This is a genomic window from Deinococcus depolymerans (assembly GCF_039522025.1).
Lineage (GTDB): Bacteria > Deinococcota > Deinococci > Deinococcales > Deinococcaceae > Deinococcus > Deinococcus depolymerans.
This window is the reverse complement of sequence record NZ_BAAADB010000008.1, coordinates 82984-106198: the sequence shown is the minus strand read 5'-3', so window position 1 is coordinate 106198 and position 23215 is coordinate 82984. Positions and strand designations below refer to the sequence as shown.

Here is a 23215-nt window from a genome sequence, read left to right as displayed (position 1 = left end):
CACCTCAGAACTGGAAGTAAAGGAAAGGAGTGTAGCTTTGAGCGGACAGTTTTAGGATCGCCAGCACGAACAGCGGCAGCAGCATCACAGTCGCCCCGACCGCCAGACGGGGACGCAGAAGCTTGCTGCCCACGTCCCCCACCCGGTTGCCCCAGTAGGGTGCCAGGTACACCAGAAGGGCCGCCAGGAGCATGCTGACCAGGACGCTGGGTTTGACCTGCCACGCGAGCGTGTCGCTCAGCGACACTCCGTTCAGGCCGAGCATGCCCCTGTACATCCGGAACGCATCCGGCACGCTGTCCGCGCGGAACATCACCCACCCGATGATCACCAGGATCATCGTGCCCGGAATGGTCAGCCACGCCGGGCTGGGCTTCCAGAGGCTCGCTTCCTTCATGCGCCGCTCGACCGCGAGGATGCTGCCGTGCCAGACGCCCCACAGCACGAACGTCCAGTTCGCGCCGTGCCACAGTCCCCCCAGGACCATGGTCAGCCACAGGTTCAGGTACGTGCGCGCGCGCCCGTGCCGGTTCCCACCGAGGCTGATGTACAGGTACTCGCGCAGCCAGGAGCTGAGGCTCATGTGCCAGCGCCGCCAGAATTCCGTGATGGAGCGGGAGATGTACGGGTGGTTGAAGTTCTCCGGGAACTTGAAGCCCATCATGGCGGCCAGTCCGATGGCCATGTCGCTGTACCCGCTGAAGTCGAAGTACAGCTGCAGGGTGTATGCCAGCGCGCCCAGCCAGGCGTCCGCCATGGACGGGTTGGGCTGGTGGAATGCGGCCGTGACCAGCGGCGCGATGGTGTCCGCGATCAGGACCTTCTTCGCGAAGCCGGTCATGAACCGCGTGGCGCCGTACGAGAACTTCTCCAGGGTGTGCGTGCGGCTGCGGAACTGATCGGCGAGCAGGTTGTACTTCAGGACCGGTCCGGCGATCAGGTGTGGGAACAGCGCGATGAACGCCGCGAAGTCCAGCGGGTTGTGCGTGGCCTGCTCTTCTCGGCGGTACACGTCGACGATGTAACTGATCGCGTGGAAGATGAAGAACGACAGGCCGATGGGCAGCAGGATCGGTGCCCACGTGAAGGCCTGCATCCCGAAGGACTGCGTGATGGCGTTGAAGGACTCGATGCCGAAGTTCGCGTACTTGAAGTACGCGAGCGCCCCGAGGTTCAGGACGATGGCGCTGGTCAGGGTCCAGCGCCGCCGGGGGCCGTCGGATTGCTTCTCGAGGATCAGGCCGTACAGGTAGGCGACGGCGGTGATGGCGACGAGCAGCCAGAGGAAGTCGAGGCGCCACCAGGAGTACAGCGCGTAGCTGCCGGTCAGGATCCACGCGCTCCGCCACCTGAACGGCAGGAGGTAGTAGACGATCAGGAAGACCGGCAGGAACAGGAACAGGAAAACGTTACTGCTGAAGACCATGGCCGCCGCCTTACTTGGTCTTGGTGGTGCTCTGGGTGATGGTCAGGCCGCTGTCGGTGAGGACCAGGGCGTAGGCGTTGCCGCGTTCGAGTTTGAGTTCCTTGACGCTGCCCAGGTTCTTGGTGCCGCTGAAGGCGGCGAGGGTGACGGTGATGCCGTTGACGGCGCGGCTGCTGCTCTCGCCGGGTTTCACGCCGGTGACAACAGCGGTCTTGCCGTCAGCGGTTTTCAGGTCAACGCTGGCGGTCTTGCTGAGGTTGTAGATGGTCAGGACGGCCTTGGCGCGGTTCTCGGCCCCCTCGTCTTTGAGGAGGACGAGTTTGCTGCCCTGAGCGATGACGCTGTAGAAGTTCCCGGCCTCAACCTTGAGTTTGCCGCTGACCGTGCCGACCTTGGCCGTCAGGTCGCCCTGCGGAATGACGACGTACGCGCTGGCGGCGCCCTTCTCAGCGGTGACAGTCTTGTTGCCGAGAGTGGCATTAGAGGCGTTCAGGACGCGAACGAACGCGCTGTCGGCGGGCGGGGCTGGGTCGTACAGGCCCTCCTGCGCCGCTGCGAACGAGAGGAGAAGGGCAGCCGAAAGGAGAGGGGTCCGCATAGACACTCACGGTACACTGTCTCTTTTCTCATTGTTCGGAATCTGCGCACCGTCTGACTGATGGCTGATCCCACACAGAATCAGGCCTGATATCAGTACCTGAACACAGCAGAAAACGCCGCTTCTCTCCCCAGGGTCGCGGCGTTTCGGTTCATGGGGCGACTCACTGACTCGCTCTTTCCCTTTGGAGCATCCAAGACTCATCACGCCCGCGACGGCCCCCACCCATCACCTGCCTTCCCAACAGACCGCCAGTGCTCCGGCCCACTGGCGGTTCCTCATTCCTGGCCGGCCTCTGGAGCCTCATGGAAAAACACGTCCCCCCGCTCTGGCTCCTCGCCGTTCTCTCCGCTGTGCTGGGCCTGATCGCGCAACTCGGCACCAGCCTCGCCATGGACATGGCCAGGGACAAGGGCAAGCTGTACGGCTTCCTTTTGCTGTCCCTTGTGTTCAGCGCGAGTACCACCGTCCTGCTCGTGCAACTCACCGCCCTGGACGATTACGTGTGCGCCACGGTCGGCACGCTTGCCGGGGCCATCCCGCCGCTGTGGACCCTGCGGGCCGCCGTCAAGCTCATCGGGCAGAAGTACGGCGTGGAACTCGGGGAACTCACTGCCACCAACAGCCCGAAGAAGGAAGGTGACGCGACGTGATCATCGACGGCTACTGGCTGAAACTCATGTGGGCGGTCCTGGCGGGCGGGTGGTTCATCAGCGCCCTGATCCGCCTGATCCTCACGGCCCTCAGCTGGCCGGACCAGCGGGAACGCCGACTGTTCGCCGTGATCGTGCATGCCGTTGCGGGCGTGTTCTTCGTCTGGCGGCATGCCTCCGCTGGGAGCATCCCAGTCTTCATCCCTATCGAGGAGACGTACCGGAACCTCGCGGGCCTGCTGCTGGTCACCTGGGCGATCCTGGACAGCATCTGGGCCGTGCTGGACATGGTGGAACGCCGCGCCCGACTCATTCAGAAAGGAAGGGAAGAGCATGTCGATTGAACAGCGCCCGGCACACCCCGGCAACTACACCAGGGGTCGCACCGCGAAGATCGACCGAATCGTCGTCCACGTCGCGGACGGCACATACGGCGGCACGCTCAGCTGGTTCGCGCAGGACGCGGCGCCCGCCAGCGCCCATTACACCGTCGCCACCGATGGCCGCACCGGTCAGAGCGTTCAGGAAGGCGACACCGCCTGGCACGCCGGCGACTGGCAGATGAACGCCCGCAGTATCGGCATCGAACACGAAGGCATGCCCAGCCGGGGACCCTGGACGCCCAGCGCGGCCCAGCTGCAGGCCAGCGCCCGGCTGGTGGCCAGCATCTGCCAGCGGCACGGCATCCCCGCGGACCGGGCGCACATCATCGGGCACAGCGACGTGAACCCGGACCGCAAGGCCCGCCAGGGCTGCCCCGGCCCGACCTGGCCGTGGGACGCGTACCTGAACATGATCCGCGAGAGCCTCAATCCGGCCCCCCAGCCGGGGCACATGAAGGATGGCCAGGAGCAGCGGCCCGTCCGGTTCTTCGACCCCCGCACGAACCAGCAGGTGGGGGAGGGCACCCTGATCGAGGGGACCGACAAGGTCTACCTGAAGGTCACGAAGTAAGACCCGCCGCTGGCCTGATCGAGATGGCCTTCAAACGCCTCTTCCCCGGCAACTGTCCCCCCCAACTCCCCCACACCCCAACACGCACCTGAGGCCACCCGAACGGCGATCACTTCCTACACTGCCAGGGTGGAACTGTGGATGTCACTCACCCTGCTGAGCATAGGCCTGCTCGCCCTCTGGCTGTACATGCTGTCCGGGTCCAAGCCCAGCAGCCCCACCCGACCACGCCCGGCTCAACCACGCTCCACCCAGCCACGCTCCGCCCCATCACGCTCCGGCTCTGCGCGCCTCCACGCAAGTCAATGGGAACGCAAAGTGCTGGCTCAGATGCGCGGAGACCAAGCGCGGTTCGAACGGACCCTGGCCGCCAAACGCAACAAACACCCGCGCGCGTCACGCGAGGAACTGCTGGAAATCATCTACGAGGAATACATCCGCGACAACCGCTGAGCGACGAACCCGCAGTGACCCGGATCCCAAAAAAGCAGTGATTTTCTCTACCTTGAAAAATTGCGTTTCCGAATGCAGTTCGGGCAAGCAGGCTGAGCCTGGGAACTCGGAACGTCCTGATGGCCTGGGGTGCGCACGGAACGAGGGGCAGTGCGCCCCCCATGCGCTTTTCGGAGCAGCCGCCATAAAGAGGCAGTCTGTCTGGCCGGGCGGACTTGTAGAGCTCCGCAAGAGAGCAGGTGAAGTTGGACAGGCAGAACGGACTGGAGCAGCTGCTGATACGGACTGCCGTTTGTTTCGTTCACAGATCGGAACATCACCGATCTGTCAACTCCACGTCCGGCACCCGGTTTTCTCCCACTCGCTTCGCTCGGATTGAACGGCTTTGTCAGCCATTCAATCGGAGTCCGTATGAGAAGAGAATGGAGGCACCGGACGTCTGGTGTTCCGAGGCCTCCATTCGGAGAACGGCCCCAACCGCGGTGGCGCCGCACGGGTCCCTTTCAGATTGTCCTGGCTTCGGGGTGGTGCGCTGGTCGGTGCGGTGCCTGCCGGGGGTGGCCTGCGTTGGTCTGGCCGGCGTCTTGATGCTGGCTTGATCCTTCAAGGTGGGTCCATGTGGGTCGTAAGGGTTCCTCACGCCGCTCGCCTACGCTGACGGCACCCACAACCAAGACCGACCGGGTGAAGTCGGTGAGGGCCAACCCCGCTGATCTGCGGGGTTTTTCCTGTGCCACGGCCACGGGAGGCCACTGACGGCCGGGAAGATGGAGGTTCGCTCAGCGTTGCCTGTAGCGCCCCTGAAGGTTGCATGCAGGGGCCTTGAGGGGCCGGTCATGGGGCGGTGGGGGCACAGGCGCACACTGGGTTCATGAACCTGCTCCTGATCATGGCGGCCCTGACTCTCCTGATCATGCTGGGTGCCTTCGTTGCGCTCACGCGTGACGACCGCGCGCTGCTGCGGGAGCAGGAGGACCTTCCCCTCGACCTTCAACCCCTGCGTCCCCGCAACCGGCGGGTGGCGGATCCCGAGCACTACGGGCAGGCTGCGGACTGAGCGCCGGGCTGTCGGGGGAAGCCGATCAGGCGCGTGGGGTGGCCGTCCGTGCCTGCCCGACGCGCCGCTTCATTACGCCCACAGTAGAATGGGGGGTATGACCTCCGCTTCACCCGACACCCTGGTCCTGATCGACGGGCACGCCCTGGCGTTCCGTTCGTACTTCGCCCTGCCGCCCCTCACCAACCGGCAGGGCGAGAGCACGCACGCCATCCTGGGCTTCCTGCGCCTCACGCTGCGCCTCGCCCGGCAGCGCAGCAATCAGGTGATCGTGGTGTTCGACCCACCGGTCAAGACCTTCCGGCACGAGCAGTTCGACGGGTACAAGGCAGGCCGCGCCGAGATGCCTGCCGACCTGCCCGGCCAGATCGACCGCATCCGCGAGATCGTGGACGCCATCGGCCTGCCGCGACTGGAGGAACCCGGCTACGAGGCGGACGACGTGATCGCCAGCCTGACCCGCAAGGCCGAGGGCACCGGCATGCAGGTGCGGATCGTGACCAGTGACCGCGACGCGTACCAGCTGCTGGACGACCACGTGCGCGTCATCACGAACGACTTCCGACTGATCGGCCCGGACGAGGTGCTCGAAAAGTACGGCGTGACCGTGGGGCAGTGGGTGGATTACCGCGCCCTGACCGGCGACGCCAGCGACAACATTCCCGGCGCCAGGGGCATCGGCCCGAAAACGGCCGCGAAGCTGCTGCAGGAGTACGGCACGCTGGAAGGCATCTATGCCGCCGCGAGGGCCGGCACCCTGAAACCCGACGGCACCCGCCAGAAACTGCTGGACTCCGAGGAGAACGTGCAGTTCAGCCACCAGTTGTCGTGCATGGTCACGGACCTGCCGCTGGACGTGGAACTCGGCACCGGGCGACTGCCGGGCGACCCGGCCCGCCTGGAAGCGCTGCTGGACGAACTGAACCTGATGAGTGTCAAGCGTGACGTGGCCGCCCTGGACGCCGCCGACGCCGCGACGGACCTGCCGGACAGCGTGCACGACACCGCGCACCAGACCGCGCCGCACGACGGGCCCGGCGCCGACCCGCTGCCGGACCTGATCACCGAGACGGCCCCCTGGCAGGCCCCCACCGGGAACGTCATCTGGGGGTACGCCCTGTCCCGCGAGGACGACCTGACCGCCGCCCTGACCGACGCCGCCACCTTCGAGGCGACCGGCGACCCCGCCGCCGGCGAGTACCGGGGCGTGCTGCGCACCGCGCCCACCCACGAACCCCCCCAGTGGAAGAAAGCCGAGGTGTACGCCCCGCCCGGCGGCCTGTTCGACAGCCCCGACACGCCCGCCGCGCCCCTGACGAAAACGCAGCAGAAAGCCGCTGAGAAAGCCCTGAAAGACCAGGAAAAAGCGGCCGCGAAACTTCGCGCGCAGTACCCCGCCACCGTCAGCGAGACCGAATTCGCCGCCCAGCCGACCGTGACGGCCGCCGCCGCCAAGGCCCTCGCCACGCATCTGCGCGTGCGGGGCCTGAACACCGAACCCGGCGACGACCCCCTGCTCATGGCGTACCTGCTCGACCCGGCCAACACCACCATGAGCGCCGTCAGCCAGCGGTACCTGAACGTCCCCTGGCCCGACGCCGCCGCCGGGCGCGCCGCCGCCACCGCCCAGCTGCTGCACCTGCTGCCACCCCTGCTCGACGACACCCGCCGCGCCCTGTACGACGACATGGAACGCCCCCTGTCCGGCGTGCTGACCCGCATGGAAGTCCGGGGCGTGCAACTCGACAGCGAGTACCTGCGCGGCCTGTCCGCCGCCACCGCCGCCCGCCTCCAGATTCTCGAAACGCAGATCCACTCGCTCGCCGGACGCGAATTCCAGATCCGCAGCCGCGACCAGCTCGAAGCGGTCCTGTACGACGAACTCGGCCTCGCCAGCGGCAAGAAGACCAAACTGACCGGCAAACGCAGCACCGCCGTCGCCGCCCTCGAACCCCTCCGGGACGAACACCCCATCATCCCCGCGCTGCTGGAATACCGCGAACTGGAAAAACTGCGCGGCACGTACCTCGAACCCCTCCCCAACCTCGTGAACCCAGCCACGGGCCGCCTGCACACCACCTTCGCGCAGGCCGCCGTCGCCACCGGGCGACTGAGCAGCCTCAACCCCAACCTCCAGAACATCCCCATCCGCAGCGACGCCGGCCGCGAGATCCGCAAGGGCTTCATCGCCGCGCCCGGCATGTGCCTGATCAGCGCCGACTACTCACAGATCGAACTGCGCCTCCTGGCCCACATCGCCGACGACCCCCTGATGCAGCAGGCCTTCCAGGAAGGCGCCGACATTCACCGCCGCACCGCCGCGCAGGTCCTCGGGCTCGACGAGGCCACCATCACCCCCAACCAGCGCCGCGCCGCCAAGACCGTGAACTTCGGCGTGCTGTACGGCATGAGCGCCCACCGCCTGAGTAACGACCTCGGCATCCCCTACGCCGACGCCGCCGGCTTCATCGAAACGTACTTCAACACCTACCCCGGCATCCGCGGCTACATCGACCGCACCCTCGAATTCGGCCGCCAGCACGGGTACGTGGAGACGCTGTACGGCCGCCGCCGCTACGTCCCGGAACTCATCGCCACCAACCGCACCCTGCGCGAGGCCGGCGAACGCCTCGCGTACAACATGCCCATCCAGGGCACCGCCGCCGACATCATCAAACTCGCCATGATCAAACTCGACCGCGAACTCCAGGGCACCGGCGCGCACCTCCTGCTGCAAGTCCACGACGAACTGCTGATCGAAGCGCCCGAAGAGAAAGCCGAAGAGATCAGCCGCCTCGTGAAAACCATCATGGAAGGCGCCGCCAGCCTCAAGGTCCCCCTGGCCGTCGAGGCAGGCACCGGCCCCAACTGGTACGACACGAAGTAAGGGGCTGGGTCGTGCGGGGTGGGCTGTGGGAATAGCCCGCCCCCTCACGCTTTCTTGTGCGTCTGCCTGTCTGCCGCCGCCCCGGCGTACCCTGCGCGCATGACCATCAAGGCTGTCTTCTGGGATATCGGCGGGGTGCTCCTCACGAACGGCTGGGACCGAGAGCAACGCGCGGATGTTCTCTCACGCTTCGGGCTGGACCTGACCGAGTTCACCGAGCGGCACAAACTGGCCGCGCCGGAACTCGAACTGGGCCGCATGACCCTCGACGAGTACCTGTCGCAGACGGTGTTCCACGCCCCGCGTGACTTTACCCGTGAGGATTTCCGCGCCGCCATGGAAGCCGAGAGCCGCGCCCACGACGACGCCCTGGCCCTCGCCCGCGACCTGAGCGGCCGGTACCGCATGTACGCCCTGAACAACGAGGGGCACGACCTGAACGAGTGCCGCATCCGCAACTATGCCCTGCGCGAGTTCCTGCTGGCCTTCTTCAGTTCCTGCTACCTGGGCGTCATGAAACCCAACCCCACCATCTACCGCCTGGGCCTGAACCTCGCCAGCCTCAGGCCCGAAGAGACCGTCATGATCGACGACCGCGCGCAGAACGCCGAGGCGGCCCGCTCGGTCGGCATGCACGCCGTGCGGTACGAGAACGCCGCGCAGCTCCGGAAGGAACTGGCGGCGCTGGGCGTGAAGTAGGGGAGGGTGTGGCCCCAGCCCTTACTGCGTCAGGAAGGCCTTGACGGCGCCGAGGCTGCCGGTGTCGAGCAGGAGCTTGCCGCTGGGGCGGTGCAGCAGGGCGGGCGTGCGGGCCAGGGCGTGCGCCTCGGCGAGCTGCGCGAAGGCGCCGGGTTGTTCCTGGCGGTGCAGGACCTCGATCTGGGTGTCGAACGCGCCGCGCAGGGGCAGGGCCAGCATGCGCTTCAGGGTCTCGCACTGCGGGCACTGGTCCTGCGTGAACAGCACGAATGGCCGGGTCTGATCGGTGTCAGTCATGCGCGACCGCCGTGCGTTCGGGCCAGAGTTCTGCGAAGTCCTCGTCGGCCAGGGGTTCCACGTTCAGTTTGGCGTAACTGCTGCCCTTGGCGCTGAAGAAGTCGTGCGTGGTGCCGCGCGTGCGGATGCCGTTCAGGACGACCGGGTTGATGTCCTCGTCCGGGAAGCGGCGTTCCAGGCCCAGGTTGTCGGTCAGCACGTTGAAGTTGAAGCGGATGAAGCGCCCCACGTCCTCGGTCAGGCCCACCCCGGCGTACAGGGTGTCGGTGTACGCCAGTTCGTTGCGGTACAGGGTGTCCAGCGCATGGTCGAACCACGCCAGGGCCTCGGCCTGCTGCGCCTCGCTCATGGCCTCGAAGCGTTCCTGGGCGAGCAGCGCCACGTACACGCCGTGCACGGCCTCGTCGAGGATGATCAGGTTGAAGATCTCGCCGGCCGACACCATGCGGCCCTGCCCGGCCATCAGCAGCGGGTAGTAGAAGCCGCTGTAGAACAGCGCCGTTTCCAGCATGCACGACACGACCATCTTGCGCCACAGCCCGAAGTCGCTGGTGTCCGGGTCGGCGAACACGTCCTGAATGAACGCGATCTTGAACTGAAGCTGCGGCTGCGCCTCCACCCAGGCGAACACGGCGCGTTCCTCGGTGGTGGACAGGAACGTCTTGTTCATCAGGCTGTAGCTGCGCGCGTGAATGTCTTCCATCATGCCCTGGAATTGCAGGGTCGCCTTGCGGATGTGGCCCGGCACCAGCCCACGCAGGGCGGGCATGCCGACCTCGCCCTGCAGGGTATCCAGGGCGTTCAGGCCGGCCGAGGCGTGCATGTACGTCCAGCGTTCGGCCTCGGTCAGGGACTTCCAGACGATGGCGTCGTTCGACAGCGGAATCTCTTCCGGGAACCACAGTTGCGAGGTGTACTTCTCGTAGAACGTGACCGAGAAGCTGTCCTCGGGTTCGCTCCAGTTCGTGGCAGTAAAGGGGGTTCGGGTCATGGGAGTCTCACAGGGGGGTGGGGGTGTGCTCCCTCTCCGCTGGGGAGAGGGGCGGGGTGAGGGGTGTTCTGGTCAGACAGCGCAGCTGAGGCACTCGTCGATGCTGACCTTGCGCAGTCGCGTGTAGTACAGCGTTTTCAGGCCCTTGGCGTAGGCGTACAGGTAGTAGCGTTGCAGGGTGCGCGTGGTGGCGCTGCTGGGAATGAACAGCGTGCAGCTGATGCCCTGGTCCACGTGCTTCTGCGCGGCGGCGACCGTGTCGATCACGCGGCGCTGGTCCATGTCGTACGCTTCCTCGTAGAACCACTCGGTCACTTCGTTCAGGTGCGGCATGGGGTAGATGGTGCGGGCCTTGTTGCTGGTGCGGGTCTCGACGCGTTCCGTGATGGGCATGATGCTGGCCGACGCGTTGCTGACGTAACTGATGCTGCCGGTCGGGGCGATGGCCATGACGAACGAGTGCGCCAGCCCGTGCGTCCGGATGTCGGCTGCGAGCTGCGCCCAGTCCTCACGGGTGGGCAGCTGGTGACCGTCGAACAGCGCGGCGACCTCGGGCGTGCGGGGCGCGAAGTCCTGCGTGAGGTACTGCGCGAAGTGCTCGCCGCTCTGGTAGCGGCTGCCCTCGAAGCCCCGGAACACGAAGCCGGTGTCGCGTGCGATCTCCATGCTGGCGCGGCGGGCGTGGTAATGAACGGCCGCGAAGTACACGTCCACGAACTCCAGCGCCTCGGGGCTGCCGTACGCCAGGGCGTTCTTCGCCAGGAACGAGTGCAGGCCCATGGCGCCCAGGCCGATGGAGCGCATCTCGTCGTTGGCGCGCTTGACGGCGGGCACCTCCGTGATGCTGGTGGAGCGGGCCACGTCGTCCAGCATGCGCACGGCGGCGCGCACCACGCGGCCCAGGTCGCCACTGGCGACGCTCTGCTCGATCACCAGGGACGCGAGGTTACAGCTCACGTCCAGGCCCACCTGATCCTTCGCCTCCTGCCCGTAGGCGTGGAAGGTGCTGGGCAGCGTGGGTTGCAGGATCTCGCTGCACAGGTTGCTCATCTTGATCGTCCCGACGTTCGGGATGGGGTTCACGGCGTTCGCGTTGCCCTCGAACAGCAGGTACGGGTACCCGCTCTCGCCCTGCGTGACCGCGATCTCCTCCATGACACGCCGCGCCGACACGCGCTTCTTGCGGATGTCCGGGTTCGCGACCAGCGCGTCGTACTCGCGGGTCCAGTCGATGCTCGTGAATTCGCGCCCGGTCGCCTGGAACAGCGAGTGCGGGTAGAACTGGTAGATGTCCTCACCGGCCCGGACCTTCTGCATGAACACGTCCGGCACGGTCGCCCCGACCGACAGGGTCTTCAGTCGCGCGTCCTCGTCCGTGGCGATCTTCTTGGCACTCAGGGTGTCCAGGAAGTCGGCGTGCATGACGCTCAGGTAGATCGCCCCCGCGCCGGGACGCTGCCCGGCCTGATCGGCGTAGCGCAGCATGTTGTCCAGCATCTTCGCCACGCCCATCACGCCCTTCGTGACGTTCTGGATGCCGCGCAGACTCTCGCCACGTGCCCGCAGGTTGCTGACCTCCACGCCGATCCCGCCGCCGCCCTTGCTGAGTTCCGCCACGAACGACAGCGTCTTCGTGATGGAATCCAGGTTGTCCGTGCAGTCCTGCAGGAGGAAGCAGCTGACCAGCCGCCCCGTGTTCGCCTTCCCGGAGTTCATCAGGGTGGGCGTGGCGGGCGTGAACGTCTGGTTCACCAGATGATGCACCAGTTCCAGCGCCTCCTCGACGCTGCTGCTGCGCGCCAGGGCCGTGACGCTCAGGCGGTCCTCGAAACGCTCCAGCCACTGTTTGCGGTCCGGGGTCATGGTCGCGTACTCGCTGTAGAACTTGAACGCCCCCATGAACGACTGGAACCGGAAGTCGTAACTGTACGCCCGCTGGAACACGGCCTTCACGTCACGCGGGTGGTAGCGCGCGAACACCGCCGGGTCCCACACGCCCTTCTCGGTCATGTACGCGACCTTCTCGGCCAGCGTCGGGAACGTCACGGTATTCGGGTTCACCTTCTCCGTGAAGTACGCCCGCAGCGCCTGCGCGTCATGGCTCGTGTCGATGTGCGTGCCCGAAAGCACCCGGTTGTTCAGTTCAATCCAGCGTTCCATACGTTTCCCCCCCACCCGGCAGGTGCGACCGCACCCAGCGCGTGACCTGCTCACGGTCCGAGACCGTTCCACCCTTGTTCAGACGCGCCACCAGCGGCACCCGGAACTCCGACGCGATCCGGTCACCCGCCCGCCCGAAATTCGCACCCCAGTGGTAACTGCCGCTGGCGACCACGCCCCGCAGCCCCCCCGCGTGCGACCGCAGGAACGCCGCCGTGCTGGCCGGAACCTCCCCCTGCCCGAAGGTGTACGTCAGCAGCAGGAACGGCTCACCCGGCGCGGGCGGCGCGTCCCGCACGGACCCCACCGGCACCCCCCCCGCCTCCCGCGACACCGCCAGCGCGAACCGCCGCACGTTTCCCGTCAGGGAGTCGAAGACCAGCCTCACACGTCCGCCAGTGGGGGCACCGGCACCGGCTGCCCATCGTCACCCAGCGCCACCAGCGTGAACGTCCCCGCGCACGCCAGTTCCCGCTCCTCGGAGTACATGTCCTCACGGAACACGTCCACCTGCACCGTCATGCTCGTCCGCCCCGCCCGCACGACCCGCGCCACGAGTTCCACCAGCGACCCCTGCGGAATCGGGTTGCGGAACTCCATGGCGTCCAGGTGCCGGGTCACGACCTTCCGGCGGCAGTGCCGGGTCGCGGCAATGAACGCCGCCGAATCCATCAGCGACAACGCCTCGCCACCGAACAGCGTTCCGTGGTGATTCGTCAGGCCGGGAAAGACGACGTGCGTCACGCGCGTCTCACGCGGCGGCACGGGCGGAAGGCCGCCTTGCGGGGGACAGGACACGGGCAGGGTCATGGAACACCTCTGAAACAGGGAAGAAGCGGGGGCAGAACGGGGCAGAGGTGGATTGTCAGGTGATCAAGGGAAAACCGCCTTGTGCCCCTTGCGCGGGGGCCGTGATGTGGGCGTCTCTTCGCTGGGCGAGCGTTCGGACTGAGGACCGTGGCGCGACCGTGCCGGACTGAACCCCCTGTGGGGGCGTGACCGGACTTCCCTCTGTTCCCGCGAAGTGTTGCCGGGTGGCAACGACAGCGCGGAGTCTACATGTAGTACGTGGTCAGGTCAAACGCACCTGCACATGCAAGATCTTGACTGTTCCGCCCTGCTCCCGACCGGGTCTGGCCGCGTCACGGGCCGCGCAGGCCACCGTGAACCACGCCCCCAGGGTCGGCATGCAGGCCCGGCTGTTCACGGGCGGGACCCTGATACGGACTCCGATTGAAAGAGCTGCAAAGTCCTTTCAATCCGAGCGAAGCGAGTGGGAGCTTGGCGGATTCCGGACGTGGAGTCGGCAATCCGGTGAAGTTCCGGATTGTAGGCGAAACAGACGGAATCCGTATGAGTACCGTCCGGAACGCCATCCGGGCGGGGCTGCCCATCATCGCGCTGCAACCGCACATCACGGACACCGGCACCGTCATCCCGCACTGACGGGTGCTGGTCGGGTACGACGACACGACCGGGCAGGTGTGCATCATGGACCCCCTGCTGGGGCACGTCGCCATGCGCTACAGCGACATGGACCGCGTCTGGGCCGACCGGCGCGGCCAGTTCGCGGTGCTGTACTCACCCTGGCCGGGACGGTCCGGAAGGTCATCGGGTCACGGGGCCGCTCTGCGAGTCGCTTCGCTCGGATGGAATGGGTTGTGCAACCCATTCCATCCGAGTCCGGGTCAGATCAGGAACACGCCGCCTTCCTGCACGACCTCGCCGTCCAGGCTCAGGCGGCCGCCCTGGCGCAGGTCGGTGATCAGGTCCCAGTGGACGGCGCTGGCGTTCACGCCGCCCGTCTCCGGGTAGCTCTTGCCGATGGCGAGGTGAACGGTTCCGCCGATCTTCTCGTCGAACAGGATGTTCCCGGTGGGCACCTGAATGCCGGTGTTCGTGCCGATGCCCAGTTCGCCCAGGCGGCGCGCGCCGGGGTCGGTGTCCAGCGCGGCGTGCAGGGCGCTCTCGCCCTCGTCGGCGGTGGCGTTCACGACCTGCCCGGCGCGGAATTCCAGGCGGGCGCCGCGCACCATCTGCCCCTGGTACTCGGCGGGCACGGTGAAGGTCACGATCCCTTCGGCGCTGTCCTCGTGCGGGCCGGTGAAGACCTCGCCGCTGGGCATGTTGCGCCGCCCGTCGCTGTTCGCCCAGGTGCGGCCACCCACGCGCAGGGTCAGGTCGGTGCCGGGCGCCTCGATGCGGACCACGTCGGCGCGGCTCAGGCGTTCGATCAGGCGGGCCTGCATGAGCCGGACCTCGGCCCACGCGGCGACCGGGTCGGGCCGGTCGAGGAACATGGCGCGCATCACGAACTCCCCGAACTGCGCCTCGCTCATGCCGGCCTGCGCGGCGGCGTGCGCGGTGGGGTACAGCGTCAGACTCCACTTGCGGCGGGCGCGGGCGGCGGCGACCGGGGCGTTTGCGGCCAGCAGGCGGGCGCGGCGGGCGGCGTCCACGGGGCGGGCGGGTGCAGGCGTCAGGACGCGCAGGCTGCCGTCCAGGGCTTCCACGTCGCTCAGGTCGGCAGGGTGAATGGCGTCCAGGACGGCGTCACTGGCGAGTTCCGCGAAGTCCTCGTGCTGGCCGGGGTAGTCCACGCGGACCACGGGCCGCGCGCCGCGCGTGAGCAGGGCGCGGGTCACGGCGCGGATCAGGGGCGTGGCCTCCTGCCCGCCCGCGACCAGCAGGCGTTCGCCGGGCGCGGCCGACAGGCAGTAGTCGGCCAGCAGGGCCGCGTGAAGGTCCGGGTCGTACGCCACGTAAGAGGTGTTTGTTTGCACGTCCGCGAGGCTACCACCCGCCGCGCGGGGTATCCTCGCCGGATATGACGGCCCCCGCTTCAACCGCGCCCGACCCCCTGAACACTGCCGTACTGACGATCACCTGCCCGGACCGGGGCGGGATCGTCGCGGCCGTCTCGCAGTTCCTGCACAACCACGGCGCGAACATCATCCACAGTGACCAGCACAGCACGGACCCGCAGGGCGGGACGTTCTTCATGCGCATGGAATTCCACCTCGCGGGACTGGACCTGGCCCGCGAGCCCTTCGAGCGGGCGTTCGCGAACGTGGTCGCCACGCCGTTCGGGATGGACTGGAGCGTGCACTACACCACGCAGCCCAAACGCATGGCCGTACTCGTCAGCCGCTACGACCACTGCTTCCTGGACCTGATGTGGCGCAAACGCCGGGGCGAACTGAACGTGGAGATCCCGCTGATCATCAGCAACCACGAGGACCTGCGGCGCGACGCGGAGATGTTCGGCATTCCCTTCCACGTCGTGAAGGTCACCAAGGAGAACAAGGCCGAGGCCGAGGCCGAACAGGTGCGCCTGATGCACGAGGCGAACGTGGATTTCGCCGTGCTGGCCCGCTACATGCAGATCCTGAGCGGCGAGCTGCTGCGCGACTTCGGGCGGCCCGTGATCAACATTCACCACTCGTTCCTGCCCGCGTTCGTGGGCGCCAACCCGTACCGCGCGGCGTTCAACCGGGGCGTGAAACTGATCGGCGCGACCAGCCACTACGTGACCGAGGAACTCGACGCCGGGCCGATCATCGCGCAGGACGTGATTCCCGTCACGCACCGCGAAACGCCGGACACCCTGATGCGCCTGGGCCGCGACGTGGAACGGCAGGTGCTGGCCCGCGCCGTGAAGGCGCACGTGGAGGACCGCGTGCTGGTGCACGGCAACAAGACCGTCGTGTTCTGATACGGACTCGGATTGAATGGTGCGGACACTGTTCGGGCGCCAGAGGGGAAAAGCATGGAAAACGTCTTATGTAACGCCATGCCTGCTCACCCCCTCCCAGCCTCCCCCCTCAAGGGGGAGGGGTAAACACTGCGTGTTCATCGCTGGTCTGCCCTGAAGGGATGAACCTGTCCGCACCATTGATGAGATGGCGTGGGCAGTGGGGGCCGTGAGGGCTGCCCTCACGCCCTGCGGCGCCCGTGTCCCTTGAGCTTACCGATCGGTCAGGTTAGGCTGGTTCTCATGGCGACCCTGTACCTCGTGCTGCTGACCCTTCACAACCTCAACCGCTGGGTGATCCTGCTGACCGGCCTGTGGGCCCTGGCGCAGACCATTCCCGGCCTCAGCAGCGGGCGGCCCTTCACGCCCGCCGATCGCCGCCCCGTCGCGGCGTTCATGGGGAGCCTGCACCTGCAGGTGGTGCTGGGCCTGCTGCTGTTCGCCTTCATGGGCATGCAGAACATCCCGGTGTTCGCCGGCGCGCCCCGCCCCAGCTTCCAGTGGGAACACCTGGGCCTGGGCGTCCTGGCCGCCGTGTTCGCCACGCTGGGCAGCATTCAGAGCCGTAAGGCCGCCGCCGACCCCCTGAAGTTCCGCGCGGCGGCCCTCTGGACCGGCCTCTCGATGATCGTCATCCTGGCCGGCATTCCCTGGTGGCGGCCCCTGCTGAGGTTCTTCACGCAGTAATACGGACTCCGATTGAATGGCTTATAAAGCCATTCAATCCGAGCGGATGCGACTCGGAGAGCTGCTCCGCAGAGGAGGAGAGAAACGGGTTCCGGACGTGGAGTTGACGACCCGGTGCCGTTCCGGGTTGTCAACGAAACAAACGGAATCCGTATAACGCCATTCCCCCCTGGATGAACGCCGCGGCGTCCATCCAGCCTCCACTTCGCCCCCGCTTCTCTCGCACCCGCCGCGCCCGCATGGACCGTCGCGGCCGGAGGGCCCGTCCCGGGGACTGAAGACGGCCATCAGTCGGCCGCGTCGCTGGCTCCCGCAAGCCGCTGGGGGGGCGGTGCGGGTGCCGGGGGGCGCAGCAGGTCCAGGATCAACTGCGTTCCGTGCGGGCGGGGCAGGTTCCGGAGCAGCCGGGCGACCCGCACGGCCCAGCCGATGGCGCCGGTCACGGTCAGGCCCATCACCTGCGTGACACTGTTGCGCCGTCCCAGGCCCAGCGCCGCAGGTTCCGGCGGGCCGGGCGGACGCAGGGACCGGCCGAGCACCGTCCGGGCCACCTGATCACCCAGCTGCGGCGGGTCCAGCGTGTCCGCGACCCACACGTTCGGGTAGTCCGGCGTGCGCCCGTGTCGGTCGGTCAGGACCCGGCCCTGCCGGTCACGCCGGAGCGCTTCGCTGCCCGGCAGCGGGACGCGGCGGCGGCCGCTGGCGGCGTACACGATCAGGTCGGCGCGCAGCAGCGGCCCCAGGACCGTGCAGACCTCGCCCGCCCGGAAGGCGGACACGCGCTGCCCCTCGTGCAGCCGCACGTCCAGACGGGTCAGCGTCCCGCGGACGTGAACGGTCAGGTCCGGGTGCGTGGTGTTCAGTGGCGCCAGCAGCGGGCCGCTGCACAGCAGGTGAACCTCGCCCGCCACCCGGGCGCGCGTCAGGCGGTCGCGGATGGCGGCCGCCACCTCCACGCCGCGCCGCCCGCCGCCCACGACCGCCACCCGCGTCGGCTGGCCCTCCCGGCAGCGGTCGTCCAGCGCCGTCCGGAGCCGCTGCAGGTCCCGGCCGTTCCGCGCCTGGTAGGTGTGCTCGGCCTGACCGGGCAGCCGGTCGGGCGTGCTGGCGGCGTGGCGGGTCAGGATCAGCTGATCGAACGGCAGCCAGTCCTGCACGCCGCCCTCCTCGACCAGCACGCGCTGCATGTCGAGGTCCACCTGCGCCGCGCCGGCCCGGACACGGACCTCCGGCAGGAACGTCCGCGCGGGGAGGGACAGGTGGCCAGGGCGGATCAGGCCGCCCAGGAACTCGCCGGTGAAGCCGGCCGCGGCCTGCTCGGACGGGCCGCCCACCAGCGTCACCTGCACCTGACCGGACCGCAGCCGCCTGCCGGCGTGGCGGCGCAACGCGCGGGTCACGTGCGTGACCACGTCCGTGCCGTCCAGTCCACCGCTGGCCAGGATCACGATCCGCGTGACGGGCCGTCCGGTCACGCTGGCACCCCGGCCGGGCAGGACCAACGGTCGAAGCGGCGGTCCACCGTGACAGGCTGCCCGAAGGAGTGCGGCGGGGCCAGCGTGAACCCCAGCGGGGCCGCGCCGCGCGCCATGACCGTGACCTCGGCCGCCTGCGCGGGGGTGGGGGTGCCCAGCGCGAAATGGCCCGGGTGGCCGTGCAGGCCCAGCAGCAGCGTCTCGGCCAGCGCCGCGTCCCCCAGCCCGCGCGGCCAGCCGGCGGTCTCCGGCAGGTCCACGCCCGGCAGACTGACCAGCCCCCCGTCGATGACGCGTACGTCGGGCCGTTCGAGCAGCAGGTCCGGACCGGTCACGCGCGGCCGCGTGATGTCCAGCACGAGCGACCCGCGCCGCAGCGCCGGCCCCAGCGGCGCGCCGTGCGGCACGCGCCCGGTCAGAATCACGAGTTCCGCGTCGCGCAGGCGGGTCAGGTCGGTGCTGATCGCGGCGCGACCGCCGGGCAGGGTGGCCTGCAGGCCCCGCAGGCGAGCCTCGTTCTGCCCGATCAGCAGCAGGTCGTGGTCGGTGTTCGCGGCCAGCAGGCGGGCCAGGCAGCTGCCGACGCTGCCGCCGGGTCCCACCAGCGCCACGCACGCTGCGGGTTCGCACTGCGTCAGGAGCCGCTGCGCGGCCCGCAGGGCCATGGCGGCCGTGAAGGCGCTGCCGGTCGTGACGCCGGTATCGGTCCGGCGGCGCAGGTCCGTGCCGTTCCCGGTGGCCGGGCCGAGCAGGGAACCCAGACCCACCGTCCGTGCGCCCAGCTGCGCGGCGCGGTCTACGGCCCGCCCGATCAGGGCGTGCACGCGCGACCCGCCGGCCCGCAGCTGGTCGGGGGTCAGCGGGACCAGGATCAGCCAGCCTGCCACCCGTTCGGGCCGGTCGCGGTAATGGAACGTGCCGGTCACGAAGGGCGGCAGGTTCAGGCGGCCCAGCAGCGCGCGGTACGCGCTGTCCGGCCACCAGCCCAGCGGCCCGAACAGCCTGCCGAGGTCGCGGGCCAGCTGAGGCCCCGGGTGGGTGAGGTAGGCGACCGGGTGGCGGGTATCGGCGGGCGGCAGCTGCGGCTGCAGGGTGGGGGAGAGGGTGGGCATGCGAGTCCTCCTGCCGGTGTACACGGACGCCGGGACGGGAACCAGACGGGAAGCGGCGCAGGGGGTCATCCCTGGGACCAGTGTGCACTGAGGGCGTTACCGGCCCGTTAACTCGGACCGGGCCGGCTGTTCCGGGGACCGCCCGGAAGGACTCCGGATGGCCTTCCTGCGGGACCGGAGGGACGCCGGCCGGTCACCCCGCGGCGCCGCTCTCGACCGATGTCCGCGCCGGGTGGGGACCGGAACCGGTACGGGCAGTGTGCGCCCCGCACCGTGATCGAACCATGACCGGCGGGGGCCGGGCGGCCCCCGGGGGTGTCGTCCGGGGCCTGCAGGGCCGCCCGGGTTGCCCTCGCGGGGCCGGGCTCAACGGGTGATCGCCACCCGGCGCGCGGCGCGGGGTGGCGATCAGGAGGCTGGCCGGGGCGTCAGCGGCCGGGTTCGATGATGACCTTGCCGGTCGTCTTGCGGTCCAGCAGGTCCTGGAAGGCGCGGGCGCTGTCGGCCAGGGGGTAGGTGGGGCCGACCTGCGGCGTGACCTGCCCGCTCCCGACCAGTCCGGCGAGGGCCTGCGCGGCCTGCATGGTCGCGGCGCGGTCGTTCATCAGGCTGGTCAGCCACAGGCCCGTGACGGTCAGGTTGCGTTTCATGAGTTCCACCGGGCGCAGGTTCGCCTGCTCGCGGCTGGCGTTCCCGATCACGATGATCCGGCCCTGCGGGGCGGCCATGTCCAGGCTCTCCTGGAAGCGTTTGCCGCCCACGACCTCCAGGATCAGGGGCACGCCCTTGCCTCCCGCCGCGTCACGGACCTTCTGCACGCGGTCCGGGTCGTCCTGCAGGATGGTCACGTCGGCGCCCAGGTCGCGGGCCAGCGCGAGTTTCTCGTCGGTGCTGGCCAGCGCGATCACGTGCATGCCCATCGCCCTGGCCAGCTGGATGCTGGCGGTGCCGAGCGCCCCGGCGGCGGCCTGCACGAGCACCCACTCGCCTTCCACGCCGCGCCCCAGGGTCTTCAGGCCGTGGTACGCCGTGAAGTACGACACGGGGAACGCGGCGGCCTGCGCGCCGCTCAGGTTCTCCGGGACGGGGATCAGGCCGGCGGCGTTCACGACCGAGTAGCGGGCCAGGGCGCCGCTGCCGCCCAGCGCGGCGACGCGCTGCCCGACCTGCACGCCCGTGACGCCCTCGCCGAGGGACTCGACGATCCCGGCGAATTCCATGCCCGGCGTGTACGGCACGCGGGTACGGGTCAGGTACTCGCCGGCGACGCTCAGGACGTCCGCGAAGTTGATGCCGACGGCCTCGACCTCGATGCGGACCTCGCCGGGACCGGGGGTGGGGACCGGGACGTCCTGGAGTTCCATCACGTCTGGGGGGCCGAGTCGTTCGACCCGGATGGCCTTCATGGATTCACTCATGAGGCGCAGCATACCCGACTGTCACCCCGAAAGTGAACGTTGACGTACATCTTGAACGTGAACGTGTTTGACCGGGTTCAGGAATCGTGAAAAGCTAGGGACCGCGCCACAACCACACCGCAACACACTCTTCCAGGAGGCCCTACCGTGAGCACCCCCGAGTCCAGCCAGCCCAGTCTCGTGCAGCCGTCCCGCGACGGCGACGTCCTCATCCTGACCATCAACAACCCGCCCGTGAACGCCTTCTCGCCCGGCGTGCCCGAGGGCCTGAAAGCCGGACTGGACGCCGCCGCCGCCGACGACAGCGTGAAGGCCGTGGTCATCATCGGCGGGGGGCGCACCTTCGTCGCCGGGGCCGACATCCGCACCTTCGACATGCCCCGCGAGCAGGCCCCGGACCTGCGCGGCACCATCCAGAAACTCGACGCGTTCACCAAACCCACCGTCGCCGCCATCCACGGCACCGCGCTCGGCGGCGGCCTGGAACTCGCCATGGCCTGCACGTACCGCGTGGCCGTGCCCGGCGCGCAGGTCGGTCTGCCCGAGGTGAAACTGGGCGTCCTGCCCGGCGCCGGCGGCACGCAGCGCCTGCCCCGCGTGGTGGGCGCCGCCAAGGCACTGGACATGATGCTGAGCGGCAACCCCATCAGGGCGACGGAAGCCAGCCAGCTGGGCCTGATCGACCGCCTGATCGACGGCGACCTGCTGGCCGGCGCGGTCGAGTTCGCCCGCGAGATGGCCGACGCCCGCCCCCTGCCGCGCATCAGCGAACGCAGCGTGCCCGGCGCCACCCCCGACGTGTTCGCCGCTGCCCGCCAGGGCATCAAGAAAACGCACCGTGGGCAGCTGTCACCGTCGCTGATCGTGGACCTCGCCGAGATGGCCGCCACCGTCCCCTTCCAGGAAGGCTGGGACGCCGAGGCGACCAGGTTCATGGAAGCCAAGGACAGCCCCCAGAGCCGCGGCCTGCGCCACATCTTCTTCGCCGAACGTGAAAGCGCGAAGATTCCCGGCATCACCAGGGACACGCCCACCACCGAGATCCGGTCGGCCGGGATCATCGGGGCGGGCACCATGGGCGGCGGCATCGCCATGAACTTCCTGAACGTCGGCATTCCCGTCACCATCGTCGAAACGCAGCAGGAAGCGCTGGACCGTGGCCTGAGCGTCATCCGCCGCAACTACGAGAACACCGCCAGAAAAGGCCGCATGAGCATGGAGGACGTCGAGGCGCGCATGGCCCTCCTGACCCCCACGCTGGACATGGGCGACCTGAAAGACGCCGACATCATCATCGAGGCCGTGTTCGAGAACATGGACGTGAAGAAGGACATCTTCACGAAACTCGACGGGATCGCCAAACCCGGCGCGATCCTGGCGACCAACACCAGCACCCTGGACGTGAACGAGATCGCCAGCGTCACCAGCCGCCCCGAAAGCGTGATCGGCCTGCACTTCTTCAGCCCCGCCAACGTCATGAAACTGCTGGAAATCGTGCGCGCCGAGAAGACCAGCGACACCGTCCTGGCGACCAGCATGGCCCTCGCCAGGAAGATCAAGAAAGTCGGCGTGGTCGTCGGCGTCTGCGACGGCTTCGTCGGGAACCGCATGGTCCACCGCTACGGCGACGAGGCCCGCAAACTCGTCGAGGAAGGCGCCCGACCCCAGGACGTGGACGCCAGCATGAACGCCCTGGGCCTCCCCATGGGTCCCTTCCAGATGAGCGACATGGCCGGCCTGGACATCGGGTACGCCATCCGCCAGCACCAGGCGAAGGTCGCCGGGAAACCCAAACCCGACGGCTGGCTCGACCGGATCGTCGAAACCGGCCGCAAGGGCCAGAAGACGCAGGGCGGCATCTACGACTACGACGAGACCCGCCGGCCCATCCCCAACGCCGACATGCAGAAACTCATCGAGGACTACCGCGCCGAGAAGGGCATCACGCCCCGCGAGATCACCCAGGAGGAAAGCACCAAGCGCCTCGCGTACTCCCTGGTGAACGAGGGCGCCAAGATCCTGGAAGAAGGCATCGCGCAGCGCGCCGGGGACATCGACGTGATCTACATCTACGGGTACGGCTTCCCCGCCTACCGCGGCGGTCCCATGCAGTACGCCAGCGAACAGGGCCTGAGCAGCGTGGTCGCGGACCTGGAGAAGTACGGCCAGACGCCCGCCCCCCTGCTGAAGCGACTGGCCGAGGAAGGCAAGACCTTCGCGCAGTACGACGCCGAGAAAGGCCGGGCCTGACCCACATGGACGTCCCGGACGCCCTGCTGCTGCTCCCTGCCGGGGCGGACGTACCGAGACTGACCGCGCTGATTCACCCGCCGTTCACCCTGCGGGCCATGCCGACCGACCCGCAGGCTCTGGGCGAGATGGTGCGCCGCATCGGCACCCGCGAGGAACAGACAAGGTCGTACACTCACCTGTTCGCGCTGCACGGGCCGTCCGCGCCGCCTGAAACCTACCGGGACGCGTTCTTCACGCTGACAGACCAGATCGAGCAGCACAGCCCACACGCCATTCTCTGCACGCTCAGCGGCGAACGCACCCTGCGGTAAACCCACCCGCTGAACCCGCCCCCTCACCGA

The 23215-nt window shown here is 68.3% G+C and carries 22 protein-coding genes; 11 read left to right on the top strand and 11 right to left on the bottom strand.

Annotated elements, in window-relative coordinates:
- Positions 1-4 precede the first annotated feature (4 nt).
- Positions 5-1426, bottom strand: coding sequence for an MBOAT family O-acyltransferase (locus ABDZ66_RS05705; protein WP_343757054.1), 1422 nt, complete (start codon positions 1424-1426; stop codon positions 5-7).
- Between the two features lie 10 nt (positions 1427-1436).
- The gene (locus ABDZ66_RS05700) at positions 1437-2024 is read right to left on the bottom strand and encodes an alginate O-acetyltransferase AlgF (protein ID WP_343757052.1); all 588 of its coding nucleotides are present in this window, start codon (positions 2022-2024) and stop codon (positions 1437-1439) included.
- 305 nt (positions 2025-2329) lie between these two features.
- Here ABDZ66_RS05700 and ABDZ66_RS05695 point away from each other — a divergent pair, with 305 nt between their 5' ends.
- From ABDZ66_RS05695 to ABDZ66_RS05665, 7 genes are all read left to right on the top strand, one after another.
- A complete protein-coding gene (locus tag ABDZ66_RS05695; protein ID WP_343757050.1) occupies positions 2330-2677 on the top strand; it encodes a hypothetical protein in 348 nt (115 codons plus the stop codon).
- The gene (locus tag ABDZ66_RS05690) at positions 2674-3021 is read left to right on the top strand and encodes a hypothetical protein (protein WP_343757048.1); all 348 of its coding nucleotides are present in this window, start codon (positions 2674-2676) and stop codon (positions 3019-3021) included. The genes ABDZ66_RS05695 and ABDZ66_RS05690 overlap by 4 nt, the downstream gene beginning before the upstream one ends.
- Positions 3011-3631: an N-acetylmuramoyl-L-alanine amidase gene (locus tag ABDZ66_RS05685; RefSeq protein ID WP_343757046.1), complete on the top strand. Its 621-nt coding sequence runs from the start codon at positions 3011-3013 to the stop codon at positions 3629-3631. Before ABDZ66_RS05690 ends, ABDZ66_RS05685 begins: the two co-directional genes overlap by 11 nt.
- Positions 3632-3961: 330 nt before the next feature.
- Positions 3962-4084: a hypothetical protein gene (locus tag ABDZ66_RS05680; protein WP_343757044.1), complete on the top strand. Its 123-nt coding sequence runs from the start codon at positions 3962-3964 to the stop codon at positions 4082-4084.
- A gap of 871 nt (positions 4085-4955) precedes the next feature.
- Complete coding sequence (locus ABDZ66_RS05675) at positions 4956-5141, top strand: hypothetical protein (protein WP_343757042.1); 186 nt, start codon at positions 4956-4958, stop codon at positions 5139-5141.
- Positions 5142-5238: 97 nt separating this feature from the next.
- Positions 5239-8028, top strand: coding sequence for a DNA polymerase I (gene polA, locus ABDZ66_RS05670; RefSeq protein ID WP_343757041.1), 2790 nt, complete (start codon positions 5239-5241; stop codon positions 8026-8028).
- 99 nt (positions 8029-8127) lie between these two features.
- Positions 8128-8727, top strand: coding sequence for an HAD family hydrolase (locus tag ABDZ66_RS05665; RefSeq protein ID WP_343757039.1), 600 nt, complete (start codon positions 8128-8130; stop codon positions 8725-8727).
- A gap of 21 nt (positions 8728-8748) precedes the next feature.
- Here ABDZ66_RS05665 and ABDZ66_RS05660 read toward each other — a convergent pair whose 3' ends face one another.
- The 6 genes from ABDZ66_RS05660 to ABDZ66_RS05635 form a co-directional block, all read right to left on the bottom strand.
- Positions 8749-9024 carry a thioredoxin domain-containing protein gene (locus tag ABDZ66_RS05660; protein WP_343757037.1) on the bottom strand — a complete coding sequence of 92 codons (276 nt, stop codon included), beginning with the start codon at positions 9022-9024 and terminating at the stop codon, positions 8749-8751.
- Positions 9017-10015: a class 1b ribonucleoside-diphosphate reductase subunit beta gene (gene nrdF, locus ABDZ66_RS05655; RefSeq protein WP_343757035.1), complete on the bottom strand. Its 999-nt coding sequence runs from the start codon at positions 10013-10015 to the stop codon at positions 9017-9019. The genes ABDZ66_RS05660 and nrdF overlap by 8 nt, the downstream gene beginning before the upstream one ends.
- A 72-nt stretch (positions 10016-10087) precedes the next feature.
- Positions 10088-12175: a class 1b ribonucleoside-diphosphate reductase subunit alpha gene (gene nrdE / locus ABDZ66_RS05650; RefSeq protein ID WP_343757033.1), complete on the bottom strand. Its 2088-nt coding sequence runs from the start codon at positions 12173-12175 to the stop codon at positions 10088-10090.
- The gene (nrdI, locus tag ABDZ66_RS05645) at positions 12159-12563 is read right to left on the bottom strand and encodes a class Ib ribonucleoside-diphosphate reductase assembly flavoprotein NrdI (protein WP_343757031.1); all 405 of its coding nucleotides are present in this window, start codon (positions 12561-12563) and stop codon (positions 12159-12161) included. Before nrdI ends, nrdE begins: the two co-directional genes overlap by 17 nt.
- On the bottom strand, positions 12560-12985 hold the full coding sequence (locus tag ABDZ66_RS05640; RefSeq protein WP_425544406.1) for an acyl-CoA thioesterase: 426 nt from the start codon (positions 12983-12985) through the stop codon (positions 12560-12562). The genes nrdI and ABDZ66_RS05640 overlap by 4 nt, the downstream gene beginning before the upstream one ends.
- 878 nt (positions 12986-13863) lie before the next feature.
- Positions 13864-14958, bottom strand: a complete 1095-nt coding sequence (locus ABDZ66_RS05635) for an aminopeptidase (RefSeq protein WP_343757027.1) — start codon at positions 14956-14958, stop codon at positions 13864-13866.
- A 44-nt stretch (positions 14959-15002) separates the two neighbouring features.
- On the opposite strand from ABDZ66_RS05635, the gene purU reads away from it, so the two are divergent.
- Both purU and ABDZ66_RS05625 read left to right on the top strand, forming a co-directional pair.
- Positions 15003-15890: a formyltetrahydrofolate deformylase gene (gene purU / locus ABDZ66_RS05630; RefSeq protein ID WP_343757025.1), complete on the top strand. Its 888-nt coding sequence runs from the start codon at positions 15003-15005 to the stop codon at positions 15888-15890.
- 282 nt (positions 15891-16172) lie between these two features.
- Positions 16173-16616 (top strand): hypothetical protein, encoded by a 444-nt coding sequence (locus ABDZ66_RS05625; protein WP_343757023.1) that lies wholly within the window; start codon positions 16173-16175, stop codon positions 16614-16616.
- Between the two features lie 287 nt (positions 16617-16903).
- On the opposite strand, the gene ABDZ66_RS05620 is transcribed toward ABDZ66_RS05625, so the two are convergent.
- From ABDZ66_RS05620 to ABDZ66_RS05610, 3 genes are all read right to left on the bottom strand, one after another.
- Positions 16904-18091 (bottom strand): NAD(P)/FAD-dependent oxidoreductase, encoded by a 1188-nt coding sequence (locus ABDZ66_RS05620; RefSeq protein WP_343757021.1) that lies wholly within the window; start codon positions 18089-18091, stop codon positions 16904-16906.
- On the bottom strand, positions 18088-19203 hold the full coding sequence (locus ABDZ66_RS05615; RefSeq protein WP_343757019.1) for a semialdehyde dehydrogenase: 1116 nt from the start codon (positions 19201-19203) through the stop codon (positions 18088-18090). Before ABDZ66_RS05615 ends, ABDZ66_RS05620 begins: the two co-directional genes overlap by 4 nt.
- Positions 19204-19631: 428 nt before the next feature.
- Positions 19632-20621 (bottom strand): NADPH:quinone oxidoreductase family protein, encoded by a 990-nt coding sequence (locus ABDZ66_RS05610; protein ID WP_343757017.1) that lies wholly within the window; start codon positions 20619-20621, stop codon positions 19632-19634.
- A gap of 147 nt (positions 20622-20768) precedes the next feature.
- Between ABDZ66_RS05610 and ABDZ66_RS05605 the strand changes: the two genes are divergently transcribed.
- Together ABDZ66_RS05605 and ABDZ66_RS05600 are read left to right on the top strand one after the other, a co-directional pair.
- The gene (locus tag ABDZ66_RS05605; RefSeq protein WP_343757015.1) at positions 20769-22871 is read left to right on the top strand and encodes a 3-hydroxyacyl-CoA dehydrogenase NAD-binding domain-containing protein; all 2103 of its coding nucleotides are present in this window, start codon (positions 20769-20771) and stop codon (positions 22869-22871) included.
- A 5-nt stretch (positions 22872-22876) separates the two neighbouring features.
- Positions 22877-23185 carry a hypothetical protein gene (locus ABDZ66_RS05600; RefSeq protein WP_343757013.1) on the top strand — a complete coding sequence of 103 codons (309 nt, stop codon included), beginning with the start codon at positions 22877-22879 and terminating at the stop codon, positions 23183-23185.
- Positions 23186-23215 lie beyond the last annotated feature (30 nt).

Bases quoted from the DNA above. Each gene is read 5' to 3' on its own strand.
- ABDZ66_RS05660 (WP_343757037.1), bottom strand. From the start codon at position 9,024: ATGACTGACACCGATCAGACCCGGCCATTCGTGCTGTTCACGCAGGAC.
- ABDZ66_RS05600 (WP_343757013.1), top strand. From the start codon at position 22,877: ATGGACGTCCCGGACGCCCTGCTGCTGCTCCCTGCCGGGGCGGACGTA.
- ABDZ66_RS05610 (WP_343757017.1), bottom strand. From the start codon at position 20,621: ATGAGTGAATCCATGAAGGCCATCCGGGTCGAACGACTCGGCCCCCCA.
- ABDZ66_RS05675 (WP_343757042.1), top strand. From the start codon at position 4,956: ATGAACCTGCTCCTGATCATGGCGGCCCTGACTCTCCTGATCATGCTG.
- ABDZ66_RS05625 (WP_343757023.1), top strand. From the start codon at position 16,173: ATGGCGACCCTGTACCTCGTGCTGCTGACCCTTCACAACCTCAACCGC.
- ABDZ66_RS05705 (WP_343757054.1), bottom strand. From the start codon at position 1,426: ATGGTCTTCAGCAGTAACGTTTTCCTGTTCCTGTTCCTGCCGGTCTTC.
- nrdE (WP_343757033.1), bottom strand. From the start codon at position 12,175: ATGGAACGCTGGATTGAACTGAACAACCGGGTGCTTTCGGGCACGCAC.
- polA (WP_343757041.1), top strand. From the start codon at position 5,239: ATGACCTCCGCTTCACCCGACACCCTGGTCCTGATCGACGGGCACGCC.
- ABDZ66_RS05615 (WP_343757019.1), bottom strand. From the start codon at position 19,203: ATGCCCACCCTCTCCCCCACCCTGCAGCCGCAGCTGCCGCCCGCCGAT.
- ABDZ66_RS05695 (WP_343757050.1), top strand. From the start codon at position 2,330: ATGGAAAAACACGTCCCCCCGCTCTGGCTCCTCGCCGTTCTCTCCGCT.
- nrdF (WP_343757035.1), bottom strand. From the start codon at position 10,015: ATGACCCGAACCCCCTTTACTGCCACGAACTGGAGCGAACCCGAGGAC.
- purU (WP_343757025.1), top strand. From the start codon at position 15,003: ATGACGGCCCCCGCTTCAACCGCGCCCGACCCCCTGAACACTGCCGTA.
- ABDZ66_RS05640 (WP_425544406.1), bottom strand. From the start codon at position 12,985: ATGACCCTGCCCGTGTCCTGTCCCCCGCAAGGCGGCCTTCCGCCCGTG.
- ABDZ66_RS05665 (WP_343757039.1), top strand. From the start codon at position 8,128: ATGACCATCAAGGCTGTCTTCTGGGATATCGGCGGGGTGCTCCTCACG.
- ABDZ66_RS05685 (WP_343757046.1), top strand. From the start codon at position 3,011: ATGTCGATTGAACAGCGCCCGGCACACCCCGGCAACTACACCAGGGGT.
- ABDZ66_RS05700 (WP_343757052.1), bottom strand. From the start codon at position 2,024: ATGCGGACCCCTCTCCTTTCGGCTGCCCTTCTCCTCTCGTTCGCAGCG.
- ABDZ66_RS05680 (WP_343757044.1), top strand. From the start codon at position 3,962: ATGCGCGGAGACCAAGCGCGGTTCGAACGGACCCTGGCCGCCAAACGC.